The organism is Staphylococcus sp. FSL K6-0223, from assembly GCF_038008285.1.
In genome coordinates this window covers 1,247,075-1,270,489 of sequence record NZ_JBBOYX010000001.1, presented here as the reverse complement: position 1 = coordinate 1,270,489, position 23,415 = coordinate 1,247,075, and the positions used below count along the sequence as shown (strand labels likewise).

The 23,415-nt window shown below is 30.8% G+C and carries 22 protein-coding genes and 1 riboswitch; of the genes, 2 read left to right on the top strand and 20 right to left on the bottom strand.

Annotation, left to right across the window (positions count from 1 at the left end; translation table 11 throughout):
- Nucleotides 1–11: 11 nt before the first annotated feature.
- From MHI13_RS06335 to cmk, 13 genes are all read right to left on the bottom strand, one after another.
- The gene (locus MHI13_RS06335) at nucleotides 12–1,256 is read right to left on the bottom strand and encodes a tetratricopeptide repeat protein (protein ID WP_070468445.1); all 1,245 of its coding nucleotides are present in this window, start codon (nucleotides 1,254–1,256) and stop codon (nucleotides 12–14) included.
- Nucleotides 1,257–1,262: 6 nt separating this feature from the next.
- A complete protein-coding gene (aroA, locus tag MHI13_RS06330; protein ID WP_037541035.1) occupies nucleotides 1,263–2,561 on the bottom strand; it encodes a 3-phosphoshikimate 1-carboxyvinyltransferase in 1,299 nt (432 codons plus the stop codon).
- 10 nt (nucleotides 2,562–2,571) lie between these two features.
- A complete protein-coding gene (gene aroB / locus MHI13_RS06325; RefSeq protein WP_037541037.1) occupies nucleotides 2,572–3,636 on the bottom strand; it encodes a 3-dehydroquinate synthase in 1,065 nt (354 codons plus the stop codon).
- A 38-nt stretch (nucleotides 3,637–3,674) separates the two neighbouring features.
- Entirely contained in the window at nucleotides 3,675–4,841 is a 1,167-nt protein-coding gene (gene aroC / locus MHI13_RS06320; RefSeq protein ID WP_017176294.1) for a chorismate synthase, read from the bottom strand.
- Between the two features lie 229 nt (nucleotides 4,842–5,070).
- Nucleotides 5,071–5,523, bottom strand: coding sequence for a nucleoside-diphosphate kinase (gene ndk, locus MHI13_RS06315; RefSeq protein ID WP_070547778.1), 453 nt, complete (start codon nucleotides 5,521–5,523; stop codon nucleotides 5,071–5,073).
- 120 nt (nucleotides 5,524–5,643) lie between these two features.
- On the bottom strand, nucleotides 5,644–6,600 hold the full coding sequence (locus MHI13_RS06310; protein WP_017176292.1) for a polyprenyl synthetase family protein: 957 nt from the start codon (nucleotides 6,598–6,600) through the stop codon (nucleotides 5,644–5,646).
- Between the two features lie 29 nt (nucleotides 6,601–6,629).
- Nucleotides 6,630–7,331 carry a demethylmenaquinone methyltransferase gene (locus MHI13_RS06305; RefSeq protein ID WP_070547776.1) on the bottom strand — a complete coding sequence of 234 codons (702 nt, stop codon included), beginning with the start codon at nucleotides 7,329–7,331 and terminating at the stop codon, nucleotides 6,630–6,632.
- Complete coding sequence (locus MHI13_RS06300; RefSeq protein ID WP_017176290.1) at nucleotides 7,331–7,912, bottom strand: heptaprenyl pyrophosphate synthase subunit A; 582 nt, start codon at nucleotides 7,910–7,912, stop codon at nucleotides 7,331–7,333. The genes MHI13_RS06305 and MHI13_RS06300 overlap by 1 nt, the downstream gene beginning before the upstream one ends.
- A gap of 188 nt (nucleotides 7,913–8,100) precedes the next feature.
- Entirely contained in the window at nucleotides 8,101–8,373 is a 273-nt protein-coding gene (locus MHI13_RS06295; protein ID WP_002449794.1) for an HU family DNA-binding protein, read from the bottom strand.
- Between the two features lie 168 nt (nucleotides 8,374–8,541).
- A complete protein-coding gene (locus tag MHI13_RS06290) occupies nucleotides 8,542–9,540 on the bottom strand; it encodes an NAD(P)H-dependent glycerol-3-phosphate dehydrogenase (RefSeq protein WP_070547774.1) in 999 nt (332 codons plus the stop codon).
- Nucleotides 9,541–9,554: 14 nt separating this feature from the next.
- On the bottom strand, nucleotides 9,555–10,865 hold the full coding sequence (der, locus tag MHI13_RS06285) for a ribosome biogenesis GTPase Der (protein WP_070547772.1): 1,311 nt from the start codon (nucleotides 10,863–10,865) through the stop codon (nucleotides 9,555–9,557).
- A gap of 184 nt (nucleotides 10,866–11,049) precedes the next feature.
- Complete coding sequence (rpsA, locus tag MHI13_RS06280; RefSeq protein ID WP_017176287.1) at nucleotides 11,050–12,228, bottom strand: 30S ribosomal protein S1; 1,179 nt, start codon at nucleotides 12,226–12,228, stop codon at nucleotides 11,050–11,052.
- Nucleotides 12,229–12,537: 309 nt separating this feature from the next.
- Nucleotides 12,538–13,194: a (d)CMP kinase gene (gene cmk / locus MHI13_RS06275; RefSeq protein ID WP_017176286.1), complete on the bottom strand. Its 657-nt coding sequence runs from the start codon at nucleotides 13,192–13,194 to the stop codon at nucleotides 12,538–12,540.
- A gap of 75 nt (nucleotides 13,195–13,269) precedes the next feature.
- On the opposite strand from cmk, the gene MHI13_RS06270 reads away from it, so the two are divergent.
- Complete coding sequence (locus MHI13_RS06270) at nucleotides 13,270–14,238, top strand: asparaginase (protein ID WP_017176285.1); 969 nt, start codon at nucleotides 13,270–13,272, stop codon at nucleotides 14,236–14,238.
- 62 nt (nucleotides 14,239–14,300) lie between these two features.
- On the opposite strand, the gene ypdA is transcribed toward MHI13_RS06270, so the two are convergent.
- From ypdA to MHI13_RS06250, 4 genes are all read right to left on the bottom strand, one after another.
- The gene (ypdA, locus tag MHI13_RS06265) at nucleotides 14,301–15,287 is read right to left on the bottom strand and encodes a bacillithiol disulfide reductase YpdA (protein ID WP_037541041.1); all 987 of its coding nucleotides are present in this window, start codon (nucleotides 15,285–15,287) and stop codon (nucleotides 14,301–14,303) included.
- 150 nt (nucleotides 15,288–15,437) lie between these two features.
- Nucleotides 15,438–16,964, bottom strand: coding sequence for an elastin-binding protein EbpS (gene ebpS, locus MHI13_RS06260; protein ID WP_037541042.1), 1,527 nt, complete (start codon nucleotides 16,962–16,964; stop codon nucleotides 15,438–15,440).
- Between the two features lie 147 nt (nucleotides 16,965–17,111).
- The gene (locus MHI13_RS06255; RefSeq protein WP_017176282.1) at nucleotides 17,112–18,491 is read right to left on the bottom strand and encodes a RecQ family ATP-dependent DNA helicase; all 1,380 of its coding nucleotides are present in this window, start codon (nucleotides 18,489–18,491) and stop codon (nucleotides 17,112–17,114) included.
- Nucleotides 18,472–19,434 (bottom strand): helix-turn-helix domain-containing protein, encoded by a 963-nt coding sequence (locus tag MHI13_RS06250; RefSeq protein WP_049415582.1) that lies wholly within the window; start codon nucleotides 19,432–19,434, stop codon nucleotides 18,472–18,474. The genes MHI13_RS06255 and MHI13_RS06250 overlap by 20 nt, the downstream gene beginning before the upstream one ends.
- A 96-nt stretch (nucleotides 19,435–19,530) precedes the next feature.
- Here MHI13_RS06250 and MHI13_RS06245 point away from each other — a divergent pair, with 96 nt between their 5' ends.
- On the top strand, nucleotides 19,531–19,779 hold the full coding sequence (locus tag MHI13_RS06245; protein ID WP_002449743.1) for a ferredoxin: 249 nt from the start codon (nucleotides 19,531–19,533) through the stop codon (nucleotides 19,777–19,779).
- An 83-nt stretch (nucleotides 19,780–19,862) separates the two neighbouring features.
- On the opposite strand, the gene MHI13_RS06240 is transcribed toward MHI13_RS06245, so the two are convergent.
- The 3 genes from MHI13_RS06240 to MHI13_RS06230 form a co-directional block, all read right to left on the bottom strand.
- Complete coding sequence (locus tag MHI13_RS06240; protein ID WP_145423115.1) at nucleotides 19,863–20,408, bottom strand: ECF transporter S component; 546 nt, start codon at nucleotides 20,406–20,408, stop codon at nucleotides 19,863–19,865.
- A gap of 64 nt (nucleotides 20,409–20,472) precedes the next feature.
- Nucleotides 20,473–20,600, bottom strand: a riboswitch (FMN riboswitch).
- 245 nt (nucleotides 20,601–20,845) lie between these two features.
- Entirely contained in the window at nucleotides 20,846–22,612 is a 1,767-nt protein-coding gene (locus tag MHI13_RS06235) for an ATP-binding protein (RefSeq protein WP_025987179.1), read from the bottom strand.
- Nucleotides 22,596–23,321 carry a response regulator gene (locus MHI13_RS06230; protein WP_048681466.1) on the bottom strand — a complete coding sequence of 242 codons (726 nt, stop codon included), beginning with the start codon at nucleotides 23,319–23,321 and terminating at the stop codon, nucleotides 22,596–22,598. Before MHI13_RS06230 ends, MHI13_RS06235 begins: the two co-directional genes overlap by 17 nt.
- Between the last annotated feature and the right edge of the window lie 94 nt (nucleotides 23,322–23,415).

Sequence of the window (23,415 nt, the reverse complement as noted above, 5' to 3'; positions counted from 1 at the left end):
TAACACCCACTCTAGTCATTCAATCTACTCAATTCTTCATTCCAAGTTTCATTAGTTGGATCAATGATTAATAACTCGTTAAGCAATACTTTAGCTTTATCTTTTTGGCCAATTTCAATTAAATAAAAATAATAATCGCTTAAGAATAAACTCTGAGATTTCAATGTCGGATAAGCCAATTCATAGAAATGTTGGGCTTCAGTATCTCTTTCTTCTTCCCCATATGCATGTGCTAAGTGCCACATAAAGACAGGGTCAAGATCTTCTTCATCTACATAAGATAGGAGTGAAATGATGGCTTCATAATCTTCTTCTTGGCGGAATAAATCACTTAAGATAAGTAAAGGTTCATGGTAAGCATTATCTACTTCAAGTGCTTTTTTAAGAAGTTCTACCCCCTCATTCGCATCTCCATGTTCAATTTCTAAACTACCGGTAGAAACCATGAGCTCTTTATAAAATTGATTAAGACGTAACCCTTCTTTACCTGTTTCAATCGCATCTGGATAATTTTTTTCATTTTCATATAAAGATTGTAAATAAAAGTAACCTTGAATAAAGTCTGGATCTTTAGAAAGAAGTGTAGTCATAATTTTTATAGCTTCTTGAGTTAGATCATTTTTTTCATATGCGATAGCTTTTTTGAAAAAGTCATCAGAGATCATTTCATCTTCACTAATCTCATCAAATAACTGTATAGCATCACTATAATTTCCACTTTGTAACGCACAATCAGCCATTCTTGAAAATAAATTAATTCCATTTATTTCATATTCGCCTGTATCTAAAACAACTTCATATTCTCGTGTAGCACGAAGGTATTGTCCATCAAAATAAAGTAATTCTGCTAAAGCAAAATGAATAATTGGGTCATTAGGTTCTAATTCACGCGCTTCAGTTAATTTATCAATAGCAACTTCAGTCATATTGATTTGTTGATATAAGTCGGCTTCTAACATTAATTTTTCAGGTGACAATTCAACTTGATTTAAATATTCTAATGCTTCGTCTGTCTGATTTTCAGACATAAGCCCTTCGATAAAATAAATTAATAGTTCACTTTCATCTGGATACTTATGATATAACGTTCTAAACACTTCAAGACCTTGAGGTGTTAATCCAAAGTGATATAATGTTTCTCCTAAAATAAATAAAGCATCATCATTATTGGAAGTTAATGCTTCATTTACACGTGTATCTAAATGATCTAATTTTTGAAGATTGATATCGTCTATTAATTTATAGATATCTTCCATAATATTTTATCCCTCATTTTCTAAAAGCTTTAATTTCGGCAAGAAACCAGGGAATGATACATTTACTGCATCAAACTGACGTATCGTTAATGGTGAATCACTTAAAATAGATGCGACTGCAAGCATCATGCCAATTCTGTGGTCAGTTAAGCTATCTACTATAGCATTTCTAGTTAATTTAGAGGGATGAATAATTAATCCATCCTCAGTAGCTTGTAATTTAAAACCTAGTAAATTAAGCATATCTGCAGTTGTATCAATACGATTAGTTTCTTTTACCTTTAATTCCTCTGCGTCCTTAATCATACTTGTACCAGAAGCTTGAGTGCATAACAAAGCAATAATTGGCAATTCATCAATTGCTTTAGGAATTAAATCTCCTTCAATTGTGATGGGTTTCAAGTTGTTCGTATACTGAACTCTAATCGACGCAGTTGGTTCTGAAGATTCTGTAACATTAAATAACTCAATGTTACCATTCATTTGTTCAACGATATCTATAATACCTGAACGTGTAGGATTGATGCCAACATTATGAATTGTAATATCACTTCCAGGAGAAATCAAAGCAGCTACAATAAAGAAAGCGGCCGAAGAAATATCTCCTGGTACTACAAAGTCTTTAGGTTGAATATTGCTTATAGCATAAGGAGATGTTGTAATCACTTTTTGATTTACTTGTATTGGAATTTGATAATGTTTAAACATCGTTTCAGTATGATTTCTACTTATGTCTAATTCTGTAATTTGTGATGCTTCTTTTGAAAATAGACTTGCAAACAAAATTGCACTTTTAACTTGAGCACTTGCGACTTCCATTTGATAATTGATGCCATTAATGGCTGAAGGCTTAATAATAAGTGGTGTATAGTTATTTTCAATACCGTTAATATTTGCATTCATTAATTTTAAAGGTCTTAAAACACGATTCATAGGTCGTTTTCCTATCGATGCATCTCCAGATAAAACACACTCTATGCCCAATCCACTTAAAAGACCAGCAAGTAAGCGCGTTGTTGTACCAGAATTTCCAGTATATAACGTTTGATGTGGTATATTGAAATGTTGATATCCTGGAGAATTAACAATAAGACGATGTTCTTCAATTTCAATCTCCACACCTAAGAGTTTAAAAATTTCAATCGTACGTAAACAATCTTCACCTAGAAGCGGTTGTTCAATAATTGATTTACCTTTAGCGAGTGACGATAGCATAATTGCTCTATGCGTCATAGATTTATCTCCGGGTACTTCTATCTCACCCTTTAATGGACCATGAATATCTATTATTTGACTTGTTGTCACAGTATTTCACCTACTCTACTAATAATTGTAGTTGTTTAAATGATTGCTTCAATATATTTTTTTCTACATGATATACATTAGGTTTGCCTAATTTCTCGAGTAGAACCATTTGAATACCTTCACCATTATTCTTTTTATCTGATAACATATATTGATACATTTCTTCAAAATCAATCTGCTGGATTAAATCCAGCGGATAATTTAATTGATTCATATAATTAATATAATGTTGAATATCAAATTGTGTGCCAAGAAGATGATTTGCCACAATAAATTGATAAATCATCCCAATCATAATGGCATGACCATGAGGTATTTTATACTTATATTCTACTGCATGTCCAAAGGTATGACCTAAATTTAAATATTTTCTAACATTACTTTCTTTTTCATCTTTTATAATAATGTTTAGTTTTGTTTTTATGCCCTTAAAAATAAATTGATCCATATCTTTAAGTGATTCAAGTGTTTTTCTATCTGAAAAGTGTTTTTCAATATCTTCTGTAGCAACTGTTCCAGTCAATAAAGCATGCTTATACACCTCAGCGTATCCACTTAAAATTTCATGATAAGGTAAAGTTTTTAAAAAATCCAAATCATATATGACTGCTTTAGGTCTATAAAATGCGCCTATAAGATTTTTACCATGGGAAGAATTTATTCCAACCTTACCTCCTACACTTGAGTCATGCGCTAATATTGTTGTAGGTACTTGTATAAAATCAACACCTCGTAATAAAGTAGAAGCTAAGAATCCTGTAAAATCTCCTGTGGCTCCACCACCTATAGCAACTAAACAAGTATTACGAGTAAGATTCATTCCTAGTAGTTGTTCCATGATAGCTTGATAATGATTAAACGTTTTCATTTTTTCGCCGGCAGGAACGATAACTTTTTGAATGTTTGAATTGTGACATATTGTTTCAAATTTATCTCTAAAATTAAAATCAACAAATTCATCTATAATTAAGAATACTTTATCGTAATCTTGAATATATTCGGATAAATATTTAAATGCATGATGTTCTACAATAATTGGATAATTATTACTGTGATATGTGGTTTGTAATTGCATGATATACCTCATTTCTAAAGGTTAATTAAAAAAGATGTTTAAAATTCTATATTTAACTTTCTACGTTCTTCAATTTGTTCTTTAAGTTGATCGATATGATTAGATTGGAATTCTTCTAAAAGAGCTTTAGCAACTTCAAAAGCAACGACATGCTCGCAAACAACACTTGCTGCTGGAACTGCACAACTATCTGAACGTTCTATAGTTGCTTTAAAATCTTCTTTAGTATTAATATCTACAGAATTTAAAGGTTTATATAAAGTTGGAATAGGTTTCATAACGCCATTTACAATGATAGGCATACCATTAGTCATTCCACCTTCAAAGCCACCTAAATGATTAGATCCTCTATAATAACCTCTTTCAGAATGATATAAAATTTCATCTTGAATTTCGCTTCCAGGTTTTTCAGCAGCTTTAAACCCTTCACCAAAGCTGACACCTTTGAAGGCATTAATACTTACAACACCTTGCGCAATACGTCCATCGAGTTTACGATCATAATGCACGTAGCTACCTACTGCAACTGGCATATTTTCAACCATAACTTGAACTACGCCACCTATAGAGTCGCCTTCCTTTTTAGCTTCATCAATTTTATCTCTCATTTTTTGAGCAATCGATTCATCAATCACACGTACATCATTTTTATCGATATTTTGTTTAAATGTTTCTGTATCGTATAACCCTTCATCTTTAATTCCACCAATTTCTACAACACGACTATACATATGAATGTCTAGTTGAGAAAGTAAAATTTTGGACACTGCTCCTACAGCTACGCGTGCAGCTGTTTCTCTTGCAGAAGAACGTTCAAGTACATTTCTCAAATCACGATGATTATATTTCATACCGCCAATTAAGTCTGCATGACCAGGTCTTGGCTTTGTAATTGTACGTTTCATATTTTCTCGTGCTTCGTCACTAATTGGTTCAATACCCATAATATTTCTCCAATGAGTAAAATCATCATTTTTAACTACAATTGTAATTGGACTACCTAAAGTAAAGCCATTTCTTACACCAGAAACAATTTCTACTGCATCTTTTTCAATTTGCATTCGACGTCCTCTACCGTAGCCACCTTGACGCTTAAACATTTCTTTATTTATCTCCTCAGCTCTCATTTCTAAGTTAGCTGGAACACCTTCAATAATTACTGTTAGTTGTGGACCATGGGATTCTCCTGAAGTTAAATATCTCATGAATAATAGCTCCTTTCCTTTACCACTTTAAATAGTATTATGTATTATTTGTTATCATATCATATTCAACGAAATTACATAACTAGTGTAGAATAATTGGTGTTTGAAAATTCAAATAATTTCATATAAAAAAGTACCTAAGACAACTGTTGTCTTAGGTACTTTCTAACATGTTGGCAGTCAATGGTTGAATGGAAAATAAATTCCAGTTTATTCCACTTTTAAAAAATTATTCTTCATAAAGACAATTTTCCCTAATAGCTTCGTAGCTATATATTTCATCATCATTAAACCATAAATTGATTTCTCTTTCAGCAGATTCTACAGAGTCTGATCCGTGAATAATATTTCTCCCTACTGTTAAACCATAATCGCCTCTTATAGTACCGGGATCGGCTTCAGTGGGATTTGTTTTTCCGATAATATGTCTAGATACCGCAACTGCGTCTTCTCCTTCAACAACCATGGCAAACACAGGTCCAGAAGTTAAAAATGAAACAAGTTTATGAAAAAACGGCTTCTCTGTATGTTCAGCATAATGTACGTTAACAGTATCTTTAGTTGGAATTATAAATTTACCGCCAACTATTTTTAAACCTTTTCTTTCAATTCTAGAAATAATTTCTCCTATTAAATTACGTTGTACTGCATCTGGCTTAATCATTAAAAAAGTGCGTTCCATTATACAAATCCCCCTAATTAAAAAAATTGATTTAATATGTATAAATACATTTAATAGAAAACAACCTACTACTACTAAATACTAACAGGTTGTTAAAGCGCTTTCAACTTTTTTCTATTTTTAAGTATTTCTAGATCGCATTCTTTTAATAAGCTTTCTAAATAAATTTTGAGCATTTGGTTCCTCTAATTGATCAATTAAGTCGAGTGCTTTATTTAAATAGTGATCGCTCACTTCTTGAGATTGTGTGATACTATTTGAATTCTTGATTTGATCAATAAGTGGGCCAAATTGATTTTTATTTGTCAGGTGTGATAACTCAGCAATTTGTTTTTTGAAAACTGGGTCTTTTTTCATCTCTAATAAAACTGGTAATGTAATATGGCCATTCATTAGATCACTACCCACAGGTTTACCTAATTTTTTCTCAGTACTTGTAAAATCTAAAATATCATCTACAATTTGAAAACTCATTCCAATATAATGACCAATCATTTTTAATTTTCGAATCGTCTCATTATCAGCTTGTGATGTTATTGCACCAACTTCCGTTGAAAGTTGAATAAGCAACGCCGTTTTTCTATTAATACGTCTCAAATAGTTCGTAATATTTTGATGACTATTAAATTGGTCTTGGAATTGGAAGAGCTCGCCTCTACAAACATCAACAATTGCGTTAGAAATAATAGTATGAACACGATGATCTTCAATTTTAGAAAGTTGTTTTAAACCTAAAGCTAGTAAGAAATTGCCAGTTAGGATAGCGGTAGTAACATCCCATTTTTTTTCAATCGTCAATTTACCACGACGTTTGTCACTTTTATCAATCACATCATCGTGCACAAGTGTTGCCATATGAATTAATTCTAAAGCTACTGCAACATGATACGTATCTTCAGTAATTTTTTTTGGTCCAAACTGACTACTAAGAAGAACAAATGCTGGACGCACTCGTTTGCCACCCGAAGATAATAAATGAAATGCTGCTTCTTGTAATACAGAATCATTACTTTTAATAGCATTTTTTAAACGCTTTTCAACATTTTTAATTTCACTATTCATACTTAACTTTGCCACATTAATCACCTTTTATTTAGTAGAACTTTCTATTTATAGCCAAGGTGCATTGCAGCAACGCCACCTGTAAAGCTACGAACTTTTACATGACTGAAACCAGCCTGTTCAAATAAACGCTTTAATTTAGTTTTATCTGGAAAATTGAATGTAGATTGTTGTAACCATTCATATTCTTCCTTAGATTTAGCAAACAACTTCCCGAAAATAGGCATCACAAATTTAAAGTAAAGTTTATAAATTTGTTTAAATACGGGTAATGTTGGTTGACTTGTTTCTAAACATACAATCATACCGCCTGGTTTCAATACGCGATTTAATTCTTTTAATGTTGCTAAATAATCAGGCACATTTCTTAAACCGAAACCAATGGTTACATAATCGAATGTGTTATCTTCAAATGGTAAATTCATAGCATCGCCGTGCACTAAGTGAATATTAGGCATTGATTTAGTTTTTTCTTTACCAACTTCAAGCATATTTTCACTGAAATCTAAACCTGTAACTTCTCCATTAGGTCCTACTGCTCTACTTAAAGCAATGGTCCAATCTGCTGTACCACAACATACATCAAGTGCTTTACTTCCAGGTAACACATTCATATCTTTCATTACATGTTTACGCCATATTTTATGTTGTTCGAAGCTTATTATATTGTTCAATCGATCATATTTTTTAGAAATATTTTGAAAAACCGTATGAACTTGTTCTTTTTTTGCATTATTTTCAGTCATTAATTATTACCTCTACTTTTCTCTTTATCGCTTTGCTTTATATGTTTAATAATTTGGTTGATTTCATCTTCATCATATTCACTTAAATAAGAGGGATAATATTGATGTACCCCATTAAATAATTTTTCAAATATTTCATATTGAGAGATCTCAATATCTGTAAAATGAGAAATAGTTATAAAAGGGAAAAGTGTTTCTATATCTAACACAGCCTTATATATATCATGACGCTCGAGTGAATGATGATGCAATGAAGTTTTAAGCTCATTAGATTTGATAATCGCTTCACTCATTAGTCTTTGATATGATACATCACCAATTTCAGATATTAAAGTATAAAAATGAGCACTTAATAAGTCACCAATTAGAATTGATTTCTTAGATAATTTATTTTTAGAAATATCATCTAGATGCTTCATTGAAGTATCAATAGTGAGGCAGGCAAGTTTAGCATTTTCTGGAATATTAAAATGATCTAAAACATCACTTAATCCTTTATTAATGTGAATTGCTTCATATTCATTAATTCCTTTAAGCCTTTGAGTAATTTGTCTATTTAATTTGCTTAATGTTCTTTCCATGTTCACACCTCACGTTAGTATCAATATACATATTAACATTATATTCATAAAAATAAAATATAGTGCTTATGACGAAAATAACTTCATAGTCGCTTCACAGTGAATTGTACAATTATAAATAAAATATATGTATTTAGAATTAAACAATATATAAAATAAAAAGCCCTTATAGGGCTTTTTTAAGTAAATTATTTTACAGCATCTTTTAATGCTTTACCAGCTTTGAATGCTGGAACTTTACTTGCAGGAATTTCGATTTCTTTACCTGTTTGAGGGTTACGTCCTTTACGTGCAGCACGTTCACGTACCTCGAAGTTTCCGAAACCAATTAATTGAACTTTTTCACCTTTAGAAAGTGAGTTTTGAATTGATTCGAAAACAGCATCTACTGCTGAACCAGCTTCTTTTTTAGTTAAATCAGCTTGTTCTGCAACCGCATTGATTAAGTCAGTTTTATTCATTATGAGTTCACCTCCGGATGAATGATAATGATAAATTTATATCATTATGGTATGACTTTAACACAATAATTCCCTTTACCGCAACGATTTATATACTTAAAACGTTGAATTGTCAGTATTTCGTGAATAATTTTATAAAATATTTGTGTTAAATAGCAAAATTACACTTTATTCAGCTTTTTTATCTCGCCCCATTAAATCTTTCACGCTATCTTTCACTGGTTTATCTTCAAATAATACTTTGTATAAAGCATTGGTTATTGGCATATCAACATTTTGAGACTTCGCTAAATGATATACTGAATTTGTTGTGTAAATTCCCTCAACAACCATATTCATTTCGTTAAGTGCTTCTTCAGTCGTTTTACCTTTTCCTAATTTATATCCCAAAGTATAATTTCTTGAATGAGTAGACGTACACGTTACAATTAAATCACCAATGCCACCAAGACCTAGAAAAGTCATAGGATCAGCCCCTAGCTTTTCACCTAGTCGACTAATCTCAGCTAAACCTCTTGTCATTAAAGCCGCTTTAGCATTATCACCATAACCCATTCCAGCAACAATACCACTTGCTACAGCAATAATGTTTTTAAGTGCACCACCTAGTTCTACTCCTATCAAATCATTATTAGTATATACTCTTAAGTAATCATTCATGAATAAATCTTGAATAAGTTTACTTATGTGTTCATCTTTTGACGAAGCTGCAACAGTTGTGGGTTGTTTAATTACAACTTCTTCAGCATGACTTGGTCCAGATAGTACCCCTACGCCATTTTTATGGTTCTTAGGTACTGAATCTTCAATCATTTCTGATACACGTTTAAATGTTTCATTTTCAATACCTTTTGCAACGTGAATAAACGTTTTTTTAGTTTTAATATGTTGATCAATTTCAGTCACAACATTCCTAATTGCTTTTGTAGGTAAAGCAATTAAAAATATATCTGAAAAATTAACTGCTTGTTCTAATTGACTTGTTGCTTTAATCGTTTCATTTAATGTTACGTCTTTCAAGTACCGTTTATTTTGATGAGATTGATTGATTTCATCTACAGTATTTTCATTTTTCCCCCACATTAAAACTGAATGGCCATTCTCTGCTAAAACATTTGCTAATGCAGTACCAAAACTTCCTGTACCAAAAACCGTAATCTTAGTCATCTTAATCTCTCCTCTTAGTTTCTTCTTCTAGGGATGATATGAATAGGTGTTCCTTCAAAACCAAATGCATCTCTAATTTGATTTTCGAGATAGCGTTTATAAGAAAAATGCATTAACTCAACATCATTTACAAATACAACAAATGTTGGTGGTTCAATAGCCACTTGAGTAGTATAGAAGACATTTAAACGTCTACCTTTATCTGTAGGTGTAGGATTCATTGAAATAGCATCTGTTACTACTTCGTTAAGTGTTGAGCTTTGAACACGTTTTTTGTGATTTTCACTTGCTTCTCTAATATAAGGGAAAAGTGTTTTTAATCGTAGTCGCTCTTTTGCCGATACGAAAGCGATAGGTGCATAATCTAAAAATTGAAATTGATTACGTACATCGTCAGCAAATTTTTTCATGGTATTAGTATCTTTTTCTACAGCATCCCATTTATTTACGACAATCACCATTGCTTTTCCTTCTTCATGAGCATATCCAGCAACACGCTTATCTTGTTCAATAATTCCTTCTTCGGCATCAATAACTAATAACACCACATTTGAACGCTCAATTGCTTTTAAAGCTCTTAATACAGAGTATTTCTCAGTTGATTCATATACTTTACCTTTTTTTCTCATACCTGCTGTATCTATTAACACATAATCTTGTCCATCATAGCTATACTCAGTATCTACAGCATCTCGAGTTGTACCTGCTACATTTGATACAATAACACGTTCTTCACCTAAAATGGCATTTACTAAACTAGATTTGCCCACATTTGGACGACCAATAATAGATAAACGAATAGTGTCATCATCATATGGATCACTATCTTCTTCTTTAAAATGTTTAACGACTTCATCTAATAAATCACCTAGACCTAAACCATGTGAACCAGAAATTGGATAAGGATCGCCAAAACCTAAAGAGTAAAAATCAAAAATATCACTTCTCATTTCAGGATTATCTACTTTGTTTACTGCTAAAACAACAGGTTTTTTTGATTTATAAAGTAATTGAGCTACCATTTCATCACTTTGAGTGAGACCTTCCCTTACATTTACCATAAAGATAATTATGTCTGCTTCATCAATAGCGATTTCTGCTTGAGCTCTTATTTGTGTTTGGAAAGGTGCATTTCCGATTTCGATGCCTCCAGTATCAATGATATTAAATTCATGTGTTAACCATTCGCCTGAAGAATAAATACGATCACGCGTAACACCTGGAGTATCTTCAACAATTGATACACGTTCACCTACTACTCTATTAAAAATTGTAGACTTACCCACATTAGGTCTACCTACAATTGCTACAATAGGTTTAGTCATAAGCTAACTTCCTCTCTTTCTAAAATCTCTATAATTTTATCATATGCAATGATGATTTAAAAACAAGTATATATTGTCATACGATAGATAGTGAGTAAAGATAAATAAAAAAGAGCAAGAAAGAATTCTATTTGAATATCTTTTCTTGCTCTCATCATTAAATTAAATAATAAAATATTTAATATTAGAATTTTAAGTTTTTAAATTTATCACCAAAAACGTCACCTAATGTTGGATTGTCTTCATCTGTTTCATTAGATAAATATGATTGAGTTGTAGCTTCGTCACTTTCAATCACATCTTCATTTGGTAATGTAGCTTTAATAGATAAAGAAATACGCTCATTTTCTTCATCAATACCTAAAATTTTAACGCTCACTTGTTGTCCTGGTTCTAACACTTCACTTGGTGTACCAATATGTTTATGAGCAATTTCTGAAATGTGTACAAGTCCTTGAACACCAGGAGCAATTTCCACAAAAGCACCAAAGTTAGCCAAGCGAATTACTTTACCTTCGATAACGTCGTTTTCGTGGAATTTACCTTTAATATTTTCGAATGGAGTTGGTAAAGTATCTTTAATAGATAAAGAAATACGCTCAGAATCTTTTTCAACAGATTTAACTTTAACGTCCACTTCTTGTCCAACGCTTACCACGTCTTCAGGAGATTGAACATGCTCATGTGATAATTCTGATACGTGAACTAATCCATCAACGCCACCAATATCTACAAAAGCACCAAAGTTAGTAAGACGAGCAACTTTCCCTTTGATAACGTCCCCTTCATTAAGTGAATCTAATAACGATGCTTTTTTAACGTCATTTTCAGCTTGTTCAACTGCTTTACGGCTTAAAATGACTCTATTATTTTCAGGATCTAATTCTTCTACTTTAAGACGAATTGTTTGTCCTTCAAATACAGAGAAATCTTCAATGAAATCAGTTGAAATGAGTGACGCAGGAACGAATCCTCTTTGGCCCACATCCACAACTAAGCCACCTTTAACTACTTCAGTAACTTTAGCTTCGATTACTTCGTCATTATCAAGCTTTTCTTGTAAATATTCATATGATTTTTCGGTTTCAAGTTGACGTTTTGATAAAATGTAAGCGCCTGATTCATTTTCTTCGTCAATTTCAATTTTGGTTACATATGCTTCAATTTCATCACCTTCTGAAATAATCTCACTTGGATTTTCAATGTGATGAGTTGAAAGTTGGCTAATTGGAATAATTCCATTATATTTAGCCCCATCAATATGAACTACTACTTGTTTATCTTCAACTTGTTGAACTTTTGCAGTGACTTTGTCACCTTCTTTAATATCATTAATCATTGATTCATTGAATTCTTCAGTCATCATGTTTGCCTCCTTATACACTACATAACTATAACATCTTATAAACACAAGGAATTGTCAAGAAATACCCCTTTAGTTTCATAAGTTTTTAAAAAATATATCATTTTTTAAAATTATTTAATATTGAGCAATAGAAAAATATATTTATTAATATCAATAAAAATCGAAACTTATGATTGAATATAAGATTAAGAAAATTTATTGTTTATATTTCCATAATTAATTATATATAACTAAAATAGCTATTTAAAATAATTCGCTTATATTTTAGTCATTTGACGAATTAAATTAAATAGCTATGTACAAAAATTACAGATTCTCTACTAATTTTAATATTTCTTCAGTTACTTCTTCTATAGTTTTACTCGTTGTATCCACTGTTATAGCATCTTCCGCTTTTCTTAAAGGTGAAATATCACGATTCATATCGTAATGATCTCTTTCTTCAATTTCTTTTTTTAATTGATTTAAAGTGGAAGAAATGCCACGTAATTCATTCTCTTTTTGTCTTCTTTCAGCTCTTTCATCTACAGAGGCAATCATATATACTTTTAACTCAGCATCTGGAAGAACGACGGTACCAATATCTCTACCGTCCATAACAATTCCTTTTTTTATTGCTAATTCTTTTTGTTTTTGTACGGCGTATGTGCGTACAGGTTCTTTTGATGCAACATATGAAACATGTTGCGTGACATCATTTTCTCTTAGATAGTCTGTCACATCCTCGTTATCTAAAATAATTCGTTGTCCTTTTGATGGATTGTAAGTTAATTCTAAAGAAGTATGATTAATTAAATTTTGAAAATCTTCAGGAGCATCTTGCTTTAAATATTTATACGTTATTGCACGATACATTGCACCAGTATCGACATAAATCATTGATAATTTACTAGCCACTTGTCTTGCAATTGTACTTTTTCCAGCAGCAGCAGGACCATCTAATGCAATATTAATTGGATTCATAACATTTTTCCTTTCTTGTTGTTTTATCTGTATTATTTTATCATAAATATATATTTTAAAAATAGGAGGAGTTTAATGAAAAAAATACTTGTTATTCATACAGGTGGAACAATTAGTATGTCTCAAAATCAACTCAATCAGGTCGTTACAAATGACATCAATCCTATTTCATTACATAAAAACATCATAGGTCAATATGCAAATGTATATGAAATAAGTCCCTTTAATGTCCCATCACCACATATCACACTTTCTCATGTAATAAAGTTAAAAGACATCATTATTAAGGAATTTTCTAAGAATCATTATGATGGATGTGTGATTACACATGGCACAGATACGTTAGAAGAAACAGCTTATTTGCTCGATTTAACAATCGATATAAGTCAACCTATTGTTATAACAGGTGCGATGCGTTCATCAAACGAGATTGGTTCAGATGGGCTATATAATTTTATTTCAGCAATTAGAGTTGCAACTTCATTAGAAGCTTCTGATAAAGGCGTGATGGTCGTATTTAATGACGAAATACATACTGCGAGAAATGTTACTAAAACACATACTTCGAATATCAATACCTTTCAGAGTCCTAATCAAGGCCCTTTAGGTATCTTAACTAAAGATCGTGTTCAATTCTATAATCGTCCATATCGACAAACAGTATTTCCAAGAATAGATGAGAGTTTAAATGTGCCATTAATAAAAGCGTATATGGGGATGACTAAGGATGTTTTAGAATTTTATGCTCAACAAAATGTTCAAGGTATAATTATTGAAGCGTTAGGCCAAGGTAACTTACCCCCAAGTTGTTTAAAAGGTATTGAATCGTGTGTCAAAAAAGATATTCCTATCGTACTTGTGTCTCGCTCATTTAATGGCATTGTAAGTCCAGTATATGATTATGAAGGTGGAGGTTTTCGATTAGCTGAAGAGGGACTTATTTTTTCTAACGGATTAAATGGCCCTAAAGCAAGATTAAAACTTTTAATTGGTTTAAGTAATCATATGAATCACAAGGAATTGAAAGAATACTTTGAAACTTAAAAAAGAGAGAAACAATGATGATGCACTCATTGTTTCTCTCTTTTAATTAAAATAAATGAAATTTAACTTTCTAGTGGAGTTTGTTTTTTTCTTAAAATACTTTGAGCGATAATGCCACCATGGTATTTACCGTTTTCAATGAAAATTGAATTATTATCATTACCAGCTGCTATAACACCAGCAATATAACAGTTTTCCACATTTGTTTCATACGTTTCTTTGTTATAAATTGGAGCTGTTCCAAATTCATTAGTATGAATATCTATACCAATAGATTGTAAAAACTCATAGTCTGGATGATAACCAATCATTGCAAAAACAAAGTCATTTGGTATTGTTACTGTTTCACCATTTTTTTCATAAGTTACTGAATGTTGAGTGATTTCAGTAACATTTGCATCAAATTCCATATCGATTTTTTCATGGTTAACTAAAGATTCAAAATTTGGTAAAATCCAAGGTTTAATTGCTGCTGAATATCGATCTCCACGATATAATACAGTCACATTTGCCCCAGCCTTTTCCAATTCCAAAGCTGCATCTACTGCAGAATTCTTACCTCCAATAACCACAACATCTTGATTGAAGTATGGATGTGCTTCTTTAAAGTAATGTTTAACCTTAGATAAATCCGCACCTTTAACATCTAAAGTATTATGTTGACCGTAATAACCAGTCGCAACTGTTAAAAATTTACATTCATACACGTCTTTAGTTGTTGTAATTGTAAATTTATTTCCAATTTTTTTAACTGTTAATACTTCCTCAAAAGGATGTACATTCAACTGATGAAATTTTACTACTTCTCTATAATAGACAAGTGCTTGGTTACGACGAGGTTTACTTTCCTCTACAATAAATGGCACATCGCCAATACTTAATTTATCGCTAGAAGAGAAAAAAGTTTGATGCGTAGGATAATGATAAATGGCATCTACAATATTACCTTTTTCAATTACTAGTGTTTCTATGCCTTTTTTCTTTTGCTCAATGGCTGCACTTAAACCACATGGGCCTCCACCAATAATAATACTTTCAATTGTTTGCATGTTTAATGGCCTCCTTTAATCACTAACATATTATATCAGTTTACTGATATATTTCTAAATAAAAATATTTACATTATTATTTACTTATCTTCAAATGAACATAAAAAAGATACACCATTTTAGGTGTATCTTTTTTAATACATTCAGATATTATTGAGGAATAACTAATTTTTGACCATTTACAATATTATTACTAGTTAAGCCATTAGCTCGTTTTAATTTATTTACATTTTCAACTGTACCTTCACCATAGTATTGAATTGCAATACGATATAAATTATCATTACCAGATACTACGTGAGTTTGTTGGCCAACACTATTACTTGATTGTGTGTTATTTTGAGTTGATTGAGAATTTGAGTTATTATCTGAACTTGATGAATTATTATATACATTTGATTTATTGTTATCATTTTCAGATGTTGCATTTTCAGTAGAATTTTTATCATTATTATCATTTGATGTACTGTTTTCTGTTGTAGCTACTTCATTTGACTCATCACTATCTTTTTTAGTGCTATTATCTGATTCACTTGATTTATCTTCTTTTGTTGCTGCTGTTTCATTTGATTGGTCTTTTTCATTTGTAGCATTGTCTTTGTCTTTATCTTTATCTTTGTTCTCAGTTTGTTCTGTTTTATTATCTGCAGTGTTATTATTCTTATCTTTATGGTCATTGTTAAGATACATGCCAATAAAAATAGCTAGAGCAGCTAAAATAAGTAATAAAGCTATGAGTGGAAGTAAAATTCCCATTAAACCACGTTTTTTCTTACCGTTATGTGCTTGGAAACCATCATTATCTTCGTATTCACGATGTTTATCATCATCATGATGATTTAGATTGTTATGTTCATTATGATGTTTATGTTTAGAAGCAGCAGCACCAGCAGCACCTGCTCCAGCTGCGCCAGCACCGACTGCAGCAGCTTTTTTGCCTTTATTTCCTTTTTTTCTGTGATGTTTATTATCTAGTTCATTATTATCTTCGTTGTCATGTTGAACACTTCTATTTTCATTATCTCTATAATTTTCCTCATCATGACGATTATTTTTACGTTTTTTATTACGTGATGCTTTTGCTCCAACAGCTCCAGTAGCAGCAGCTCCTCCAGCAATGGTTGCATCTTTTCCGATTTTGGAATGATGATCTTCATGTCTATCATTATCTTGATCAAAATCACGATGACGACGATGATCACTATTCATTCTATCATCACTATTATCATCATTTTCATAACTATCGTCCTCAAAACGATGATTAGAATTATTACGACGATCATCATCATTATGACGATCATTTAAATTAGAATGACGGTTGCGTTCATCATAATGCTCATCTATATTGGAACGTTGATTATTCTCATCATTCTCGTGATTATGATGAGAGTTACTTTCGTTATGTACTTTGTCAAATGTTTCCTCATCATAACGGTCATCTAATGAACCTTCTTCATAATCATTAACCTGATCGTTAAATTTTTTGTTACGACTAGAAGATTGGTTTCTTCTTCTTTGTCGTCTTTGTGCATTTCTTGGTGGAAACTGTTGATCAGTTTCATTGTTAAAATTGTCTATTTCATCGTTAGTTTCATTATTTACACGATCGAATTGATCGTTTGAATCTATCGATTGTCGATTTTTTTCAAAATCATCCTTAAAATTATCTCTAGACATAGTCAACATCCTTTCTTTTTCTTATTTTAATTGTCACATTATTTATACCCAAGTAATGCATAAATATGTATCATTTTTTAAATTTCTTATAAATCATTTTGTAATTTAATTATATCCTGTATAAAATATTTTAGTAAAGTAAAGTCACTAAACTCTAAATAAGTTTTTAATTTTTTCATTGAAAGTAAATTGTCTTTTAACTTTTTTTCTGTTGTAACACTCAATTTTACTTAAATCTGAATCATTGTCACAACATTCATTAGATTGATTAGGAGATTCTCCAAAAAATTCCAGTAAAAATTTTCTTCTACATTGATCTATACGAGTATAACCTATGATTCTTTGATAACCAGCTTGTTTACGTATATATGAGGTTTTAAAAATGTGTTTCAATTCTTTAAATGTATAATTTTGGTGTAATACTGTTAAAATTTCTTCTTTATTAGGTGGAAGGAATGCGCCTAACTCAAAAGTTTCGACATCTTCTGATACGATAGCATCATTAAAGAGTAACGTCTCTAGAATATAAGCATCGTCTGGTTGATATAGACTAATCGCTTGACTTTGTTTTCCATCTCTCCCAGCTCGTCCAATTTCTTGTAAATAATTTGAAGGACTAGATGATAAATGAAAATGAATAACAGTCCGAATGTCTTTTTTATTAACCCCCATTCCAAAAGCACTAGTAGCTACAATAACTGGAATAAAATTATTAATAAATTGATTTTGAACAGTTTGACGTTCTTGATAAGTTAAATCCCCATGATAAATACCAGTTAAATATCCATGTTGATAAATGAGTTTTGCGAGTTGTAAGCATATTTTCTTAGATGATACATAAATAATTGTGGGACCTGAAGATTCAATAAATTTCAATAACCATTCTATTTTTTCGTCGTCATCCTTGAAATTAAAATGTGATAACGAAATATTTTTACGATTCATAGTAGTTTGTATAGTGTTTAATTTAACTTTTAAAATATGTTCTAAATCACTTGTTAAATGTGGCGGTGCAGTAGCAGTTAATGCTAAAATAGTCGCTAATTTAAAATGATGAGTGATTTGACCAATAAGTGCGTAATGCGGTCTAAAATCATATCCCCATTCTGATAAGCAATGTGCTTCATCTAATACTACTAAACCAAATGGAATGTTTTTAATTAAATTGAAATGATGAGATTGAAGAATAAATTCAGGACTTAGAAATATAAAACGACTTTGATTTAATACATTGATATTTTCTTTTTTTTCTTGTTCATCCATACCTGAATGAATACACACAACCCTTCGTTCACCTTGAGATTTAAGTTGCATCACTTGGTCATCCATTAAAGAAATTAGCGGTGAAATAATAAGAGTAGGTTTTTGTTGCATATAAGTTGGAAATTGATAACACAGACTTTTCCCACTACCTGTTGGCAAAACACCAAGTGTATGATTGCCTTGTAATACACTTTCTATGACCTCTTTCTGACCTGGGTGAAAACTTTCATGTCCAAACCATTGTTTAAGATTGTTCTCTAACATTCATTTCACCTCTTTCTATCCCAACAATCATGAGTTTAATTTCAAAGTATGATAAATGATCAAACTCTTGTTTATATCGTTTTAATCTTTCTCCTTTATGCTCTGTATAGTATTGAGTAAATTGAAAAATATCTTTTTTTCCCACATAATTTTCGTAATTTTTCTCATAACCTTTAATAAATAATTCTAAAATATGATCTTCTATTGTATTAAGTTTAACATTCTGTGCAATTGCGATTTCATTTAAACTCAAACCTTGATGAAGATATTGTTGAGTAATAGATGTTTTATTTAATAATGATGAAAGAATAATACATTCAGACAATATAGGATAACGTTGTTTATTTTCAATTTCACTTCCTAAGGTGACTAAATTATTCAATTCTAATGTATATAATTTTGAAATAGAAATATTCTCAATCAAACTTACCTGTTGTCTTGTATACATAGGCTCATCATAACCATGCAAATAATAATGAAGGTAACACTTATTATTATTTAAACTGATTGCTTGAAATAAATCAGTCACTTCATTTTCAAAGTCTTTTATTAAATCATTTTCAATAATAGTTCCATAAACCTTTTTAACTTTATTTTGAATAATAACCTGTTGGTTCATTGGTACGAATTTAAGTTGATGATGGAGATATTGAGATATCGTCTGAATTAATAATTGAATACATTTAAAAGTATTATTAAGACTATCATAAGTGAATCGAGGATGCACCTTGATATTTAATTCTTTTATATCATTTTTATTTAAAAGTCGTTCAAATGTCTGATATTTTAATTTAGGTAAACTATGATATAATGATAAAAGTTGTTGAGAGCTCGCATCAAAAAACGTTTGATGTGACTTTTTTCCACTTAAAATATTATATATACTTTTATTAGTTTTATAATTGAATGAGTGATGTTTAACATAACTAATCATTTCTTGCATGAGTGAACTCCTCTTTTATAGAACTTTTATATCTAGAATATAATAAAATTATTTATTATGACTAGTGTAGCATTTTTATCAAAGGAGGCGAATAAAATGGCAAAGTACACAATCGTTGATATGGATACATGTATTGCTTGTGGTGCTTGTGGCGCTGCTGCACCAGATATTTACGATTATGATGACGAAGGTATTGCTTTCGTAATCCTTGACGATAATCAAGGTACTGCAGAAGTACCAGAAGAATTATATGAAGATATGGAAGATGCTCTTGAAGGCTGTCCAACTGATTCAATTAAAATTGAAGAAGAGCCTTTTGATGGAGATGCCTTAAAATTTGAATAAATCCGTAAATAAAATTGCATTACCATAATTATAATATAAAACCTCCGATGATTCCTACTAAGAAGTCATCGGAGGTTTTGATTTTATTTCAATACTTTTTTTAAACGGCGATATAGCAAGATAAAAATAATCGATATTACACATCCTTTAATAATATTAAAAGGAATAATACCAGATAAAATAATTACTTTTAAATTAGTAAATACATCACCAAGATTAAATATCATGCCATATAAAGGTAGTAAGACAAAATAATTTAAAATACTTAAAACGATAGTCATTGCAATAGTGCCGGCAACTAATCCTATAATTAGTGAACGACGAGATGAATATTGTTTACGATGACTAATAAAATAAGCTGTTAGTAAAAAACTAGCCCCTGCTAAAAAATTTGCCACAGGCCCAACAGGATCGCCAATATTAAATAAGAAATTTAATATATTTTTAATTAATGCTACAAGAAGACCAGATAAAGGACCAAAAATAAAAGTAGCTAATAAAGTCGGTACATCACTAAAATCTAATGTTAAGTATGGAGGCAAAAATGGTAATGGAAATTTCAAAAATGTTAATATGAATGCAATTGCACTCAACATACTTATGGTAATTAAACGTTTATTTTGTTGCATATTCAGTTTTCTCCTTCCATTCATCTTACTAAGAATTGGAGGATACTTTTACACAACAAAAAACCTCCACCTTCTCCCATCCAGACTATACTGTCGGCTTCAGATTTACACTGAATCAGCCACTTCCATTGAAGCGGGTCGCAGGCTCAAATTACTGCCGGTTGGGAATTACACCCTACCCCGAAGATGAATTATTGAATTTATCATTTAAAATTTATATTACATGAATAACTCCTTCATTGCAATATCTCTGTTTATTTATAAAAATGAGAGATATGGTTCATCAATTTCGTCGACTGATTTTAAATTAATATGAAATGAAATATGATATTAAAAAAACTATAGATATAAAAACGCTCTTCAAAGTTTTATCTTTAACTTTGAAGAGCGTAATCTCAAATAATTTGGATATTTAATCTTATTTTGTCGAAAGTTAATTATTTAGAATCTATAGAAGGTTTAGGTAATTTAATAATAAAGGTTGTGCCTTTATTCACTGTACTTTCTACAGAAATAATTCCGCCATGCTCTTGAATAATCATCTTACTAATAAATAATCCTAAACCAGTTCCTTGTTTACCTCTAGTTCTAGAAGCTTCTACTTTATAAAAACGATCAAATACATGATCAAGATGTTCGGGAGCAATGCCGCTACCTGTGTCTTTTATATTTAAAATTTGATACTGACTATCTTTATTAGCAGTAATCGTAATTGAATCTCCAGGATGTGTATAGCGTGTTGCATTATCAATTAAGTTTGTGAGTACTTGATCAATTCGATCAGCATCGTAATTCCATAAATCATCTTCATTAATATTTGGTAACAAGTCTATGTTTAGTTCTAAATCTTGTGCTTGTTGACGATATTTAAGTTGTATTTTACGTAATAATGGCATTATAGGCTGTATTTCTTTATTAATGGCTAATCCTTCCGCATCCATTCTTGCAACATTTAAAAGCTCGTTGACAAGGCGATTAAGTCGTTTTGTTTCATCTAATACAATTGATAGTGATTCTTTGATTTCGTTAGGTTCTGTTACAATGCCATCGACTATCGATTCAGTATAACCCTGTAATAACGAAATCGGTGTACGGAGTTCATGGGATACGTTTGCGATAAAATCTTTTTTCATTTGATCAAGATTATGTTCATTTGTCATATCTCTTATGATGATTACAATCCCGCTACGACCATCTTGTTGAATACGATCAATATAGCTCATTATAAACACATAATACTTAGAGTTTATTGTATATTCATTAAACTCTGTACCTTTTGAATGAAATGTGGCATTAATTTGATTTTTAATTTCTGAATAAATAGATTTATCAATTGTCGGTAGTATTTGGTCTGCCATTTTGTTAGATAAAATAATTTCACTTTTATCATTTAAACCCACTACACCTTCAATCATAGAATTAAATAAACGATCACGAATATTTTTTTGAGTAGATAAAGCTTCAATGTGTTCTTGAATTTTATAACTCATATTATTAAACGTATAAGAAAGTTCACCAATTTCATCTTTCGTATTTACTGTTGTTTTTTGAGAGTAATCTCCATTCGATACATTGATTGCCTGTGTACTTAATTTTCTAAGTGGCTTAGTGATACGATTAGATAAAAAGAACGCAAAAATCGTTGAAACAATTAAAAATACAATGGCAGTAATTAAAATAATAATGGTAATTGCATTATTAGTATCTTCAATTGTTTTTAAATCTTGATATATAAATACGCCACTAAACTTAGCATGTTTACGATTTTGAGATTGCATCGGATATCCTAAAAGAATATAAGAATGGGATGCTCCTTTTTCACTTATTGTGACGTTTTGTGTGGCAGATTTCCCTGTATCAAATACTTTATTAAAGTTGTCATTGTTTTGTATTTCTTTTAACATTCTTTTTTTAATCAGATTATATGATTTTTCTGCTGACATATTTTTATTAGACATAATAATAACGCCACCTGTACCATCAATCAATTCCTGACTATGTTGTATGGCAAGTGACTTGTTATCAGCTTTTTCAACAAGATGACTAATCCTTGAAGCATCTTCTCTTATAGCATTTTCTGTTTGTTGGGTGTAATAATATTGAATAAATGTAATTAATGCTGCACTTAATAAAATTAAAACTGTCGTTACTATAAATATTATAGTTAACCACAGTTTTATAACAACACTATTTAGTCGATTCATCATTTGTATTGACCTCAAATTTGTAACCGACACCCCAAACGGTCTGAATCATATGTGCTGCTTCTTCAGAAACTCGATTTAATTTTTCTCTTAATCGTTTAACATGTGTGTCTACAGTTCTTAGATCACCATAAAATTCATAATGCCAAACTTCTTTTAATAGTTGTTCACGATCAAATACTTTATTAGGTGTTTTTGCTAAGTATATTAATAGCTCATATTCTTTTGGAGTTAAATTCACTTGTTGTTGATCCGCTAATACACGATGTGCATCATTATCGATAATAAGATGATTAAACTCAATGACATCTCTTGCATGTGGTTCGCTTTGTTCTGGTTTAGATGTTTGAGTTCTACGTAGTAATGCTTTCACTCTTAATACGACTTCTCGGGGAGAGAAAGGCTTCACTATATAATCATCTGCACCTGATTCGAATCCTTCCACACGATTAGTTTCTTCGCCTTTAGCTGTAAGCATAATAATAGGCGTATCTTTATGCTCACGTAATTTTGATGACATTTCAATACCATCCATTTCAGGCAACATTAAATCTAAAAGAATGCACGCATAGTCATTTTCCATAGCAAGTTCATATGCTTCTCTACCATCACTTGCTTCATGGATAGTAAACGATTCTCTTTCTAAGTAAAGCTTTAATAATCTTCTGATTCTATCTTCATCGTCTACAATTAATATTTCATTCATCATTACAATATACCTCCTACACATGCTCTATACCATTTTAATTATAGCATATTCACTATATTAAAGCTTTCTATTCAATTGACTTTGTGAAAAAAAT

What these genes read in the sequence shown, in the direction of transcription:
- MHI13_RS06335 (WP_070468445.1), bottom strand. Translation starts at nt 1,256, where the DNA reads ATGGAAGATATCTATAAATTAATAGACGATATCAATCTTCAAAAATTA.
- MHI13_RS06270 (WP_017176285.1), top strand. Translation starts at nt 13,270, where the DNA reads ATGAAAAAAATACTTGTTATTCATACAGGTGGAACAATTAGTATGTCT.
- MHI13_RS06240 (WP_145423115.1), bottom strand. Translation starts at nt 20,408, where the DNA reads ATGCAACAAAATAAACGTTTAATTACCATAAGTATGTTGAGTGCAATT.
- MHI13_RS06290 (WP_070547774.1), bottom strand. Translation starts at nt 9,540, where the DNA reads ATGACTAAGATTACGGTTTTTGGTACAGGAAGTTTTGGTACTGCATTA.
- MHI13_RS06255 (WP_017176282.1), bottom strand. Translation starts at nt 18,491, where the DNA reads ATGTTAGAGAACAATCTTAAACAATGGTTTGGACATGAAAGTTTTCAC.
- MHI13_RS06230 (WP_048681466.1), bottom strand. Translation starts at nt 23,321, where the DNA reads ATGATGAATGAAATATTAATTGTAGACGATGAAGATAGAATCAGAAGA.
- MHI13_RS06305 (WP_070547776.1), bottom strand. Translation starts at nt 7,331, where the DNA reads ATGACTGAAAATAATGCAAAAAAAGAACAAGTTCATACGGTTTTTCAA.
- ndk (WP_070547778.1), bottom strand. Translation starts at nt 5,523, where the DNA reads ATGGAACGCACTTTTTTAATGATTAAGCCAGATGCAGTACAACGTAAT.
- MHI13_RS06235 (WP_025987179.1), bottom strand. Translation starts at nt 22,612, where the DNA reads ATGAATCGACTAAATAGTGTTGTTATAAAACTGTGGTTAACTATAATA.
- der (WP_070547772.1), bottom strand. Translation starts at nt 10,865, where the DNA reads ATGACTAAACCTATTGTAGCAATTGTAGGTAGACCTAATGTGGGTAAG.
- ypdA (WP_037541041.1), bottom strand. Translation starts at nt 15,287, where the DNA reads ATGCAAACAATTGAAAGTATTATTATTGGTGGAGGCCCATGTGGTTTA.
- MHI13_RS06245 (WP_002449743.1), top strand. Translation starts at nt 19,531, where the DNA reads ATGGCAAAGTACACAATCGTTGATATGGATACATGTATTGCTTGTGGT.
- cmk (WP_017176286.1), bottom strand. Translation starts at nt 13,194, where the DNA reads ATGAATCCAATTAATATTGCATTAGATGGTCCTGCTGCTGCTGGAAAA.
- MHI13_RS06300 (WP_017176290.1), bottom strand. Translation starts at nt 7,912, where the DNA reads ATGGAAAGAACATTAAGCAAATTAAATAGACAAATTACTCAAAGGCTT.
- aroC (WP_017176294.1), bottom strand. Translation starts at nt 4,841, where the DNA reads ATGAGATATTTAACTTCAGGAGAATCCCATGGTCCACAACTAACAGTA.
- aroB (WP_037541037.1), bottom strand. Translation starts at nt 3,636, where the DNA reads ATGCAATTACAAACCACATATCACAGTAATAATTATCCAATTATTGTA.
- ebpS (WP_037541042.1), bottom strand. Translation starts at nt 16,964, where the DNA reads ATGTCTAGAGATAATTTTAAGGATGATTTTGAAAAAAATCGACAATCG.
- MHI13_RS06250 (WP_049415582.1), bottom strand. Translation starts at nt 19,434, where the DNA reads ATGCAAGAAATGATTAGTTATGTTAAACATCACTCATTCAATTATAAA.
- MHI13_RS06295 (WP_002449794.1), bottom strand. Translation starts at nt 8,373, where the DNA reads ATGAATAAAACTGACTTAATCAATGCGGTTGCAGAACAAGCTGATTTA.
- rpsA (WP_017176287.1), bottom strand. Translation starts at nt 12,228, where the DNA reads ATGACTGAAGAATTCAATGAATCAATGATTAATGATATTAAAGAAGGT.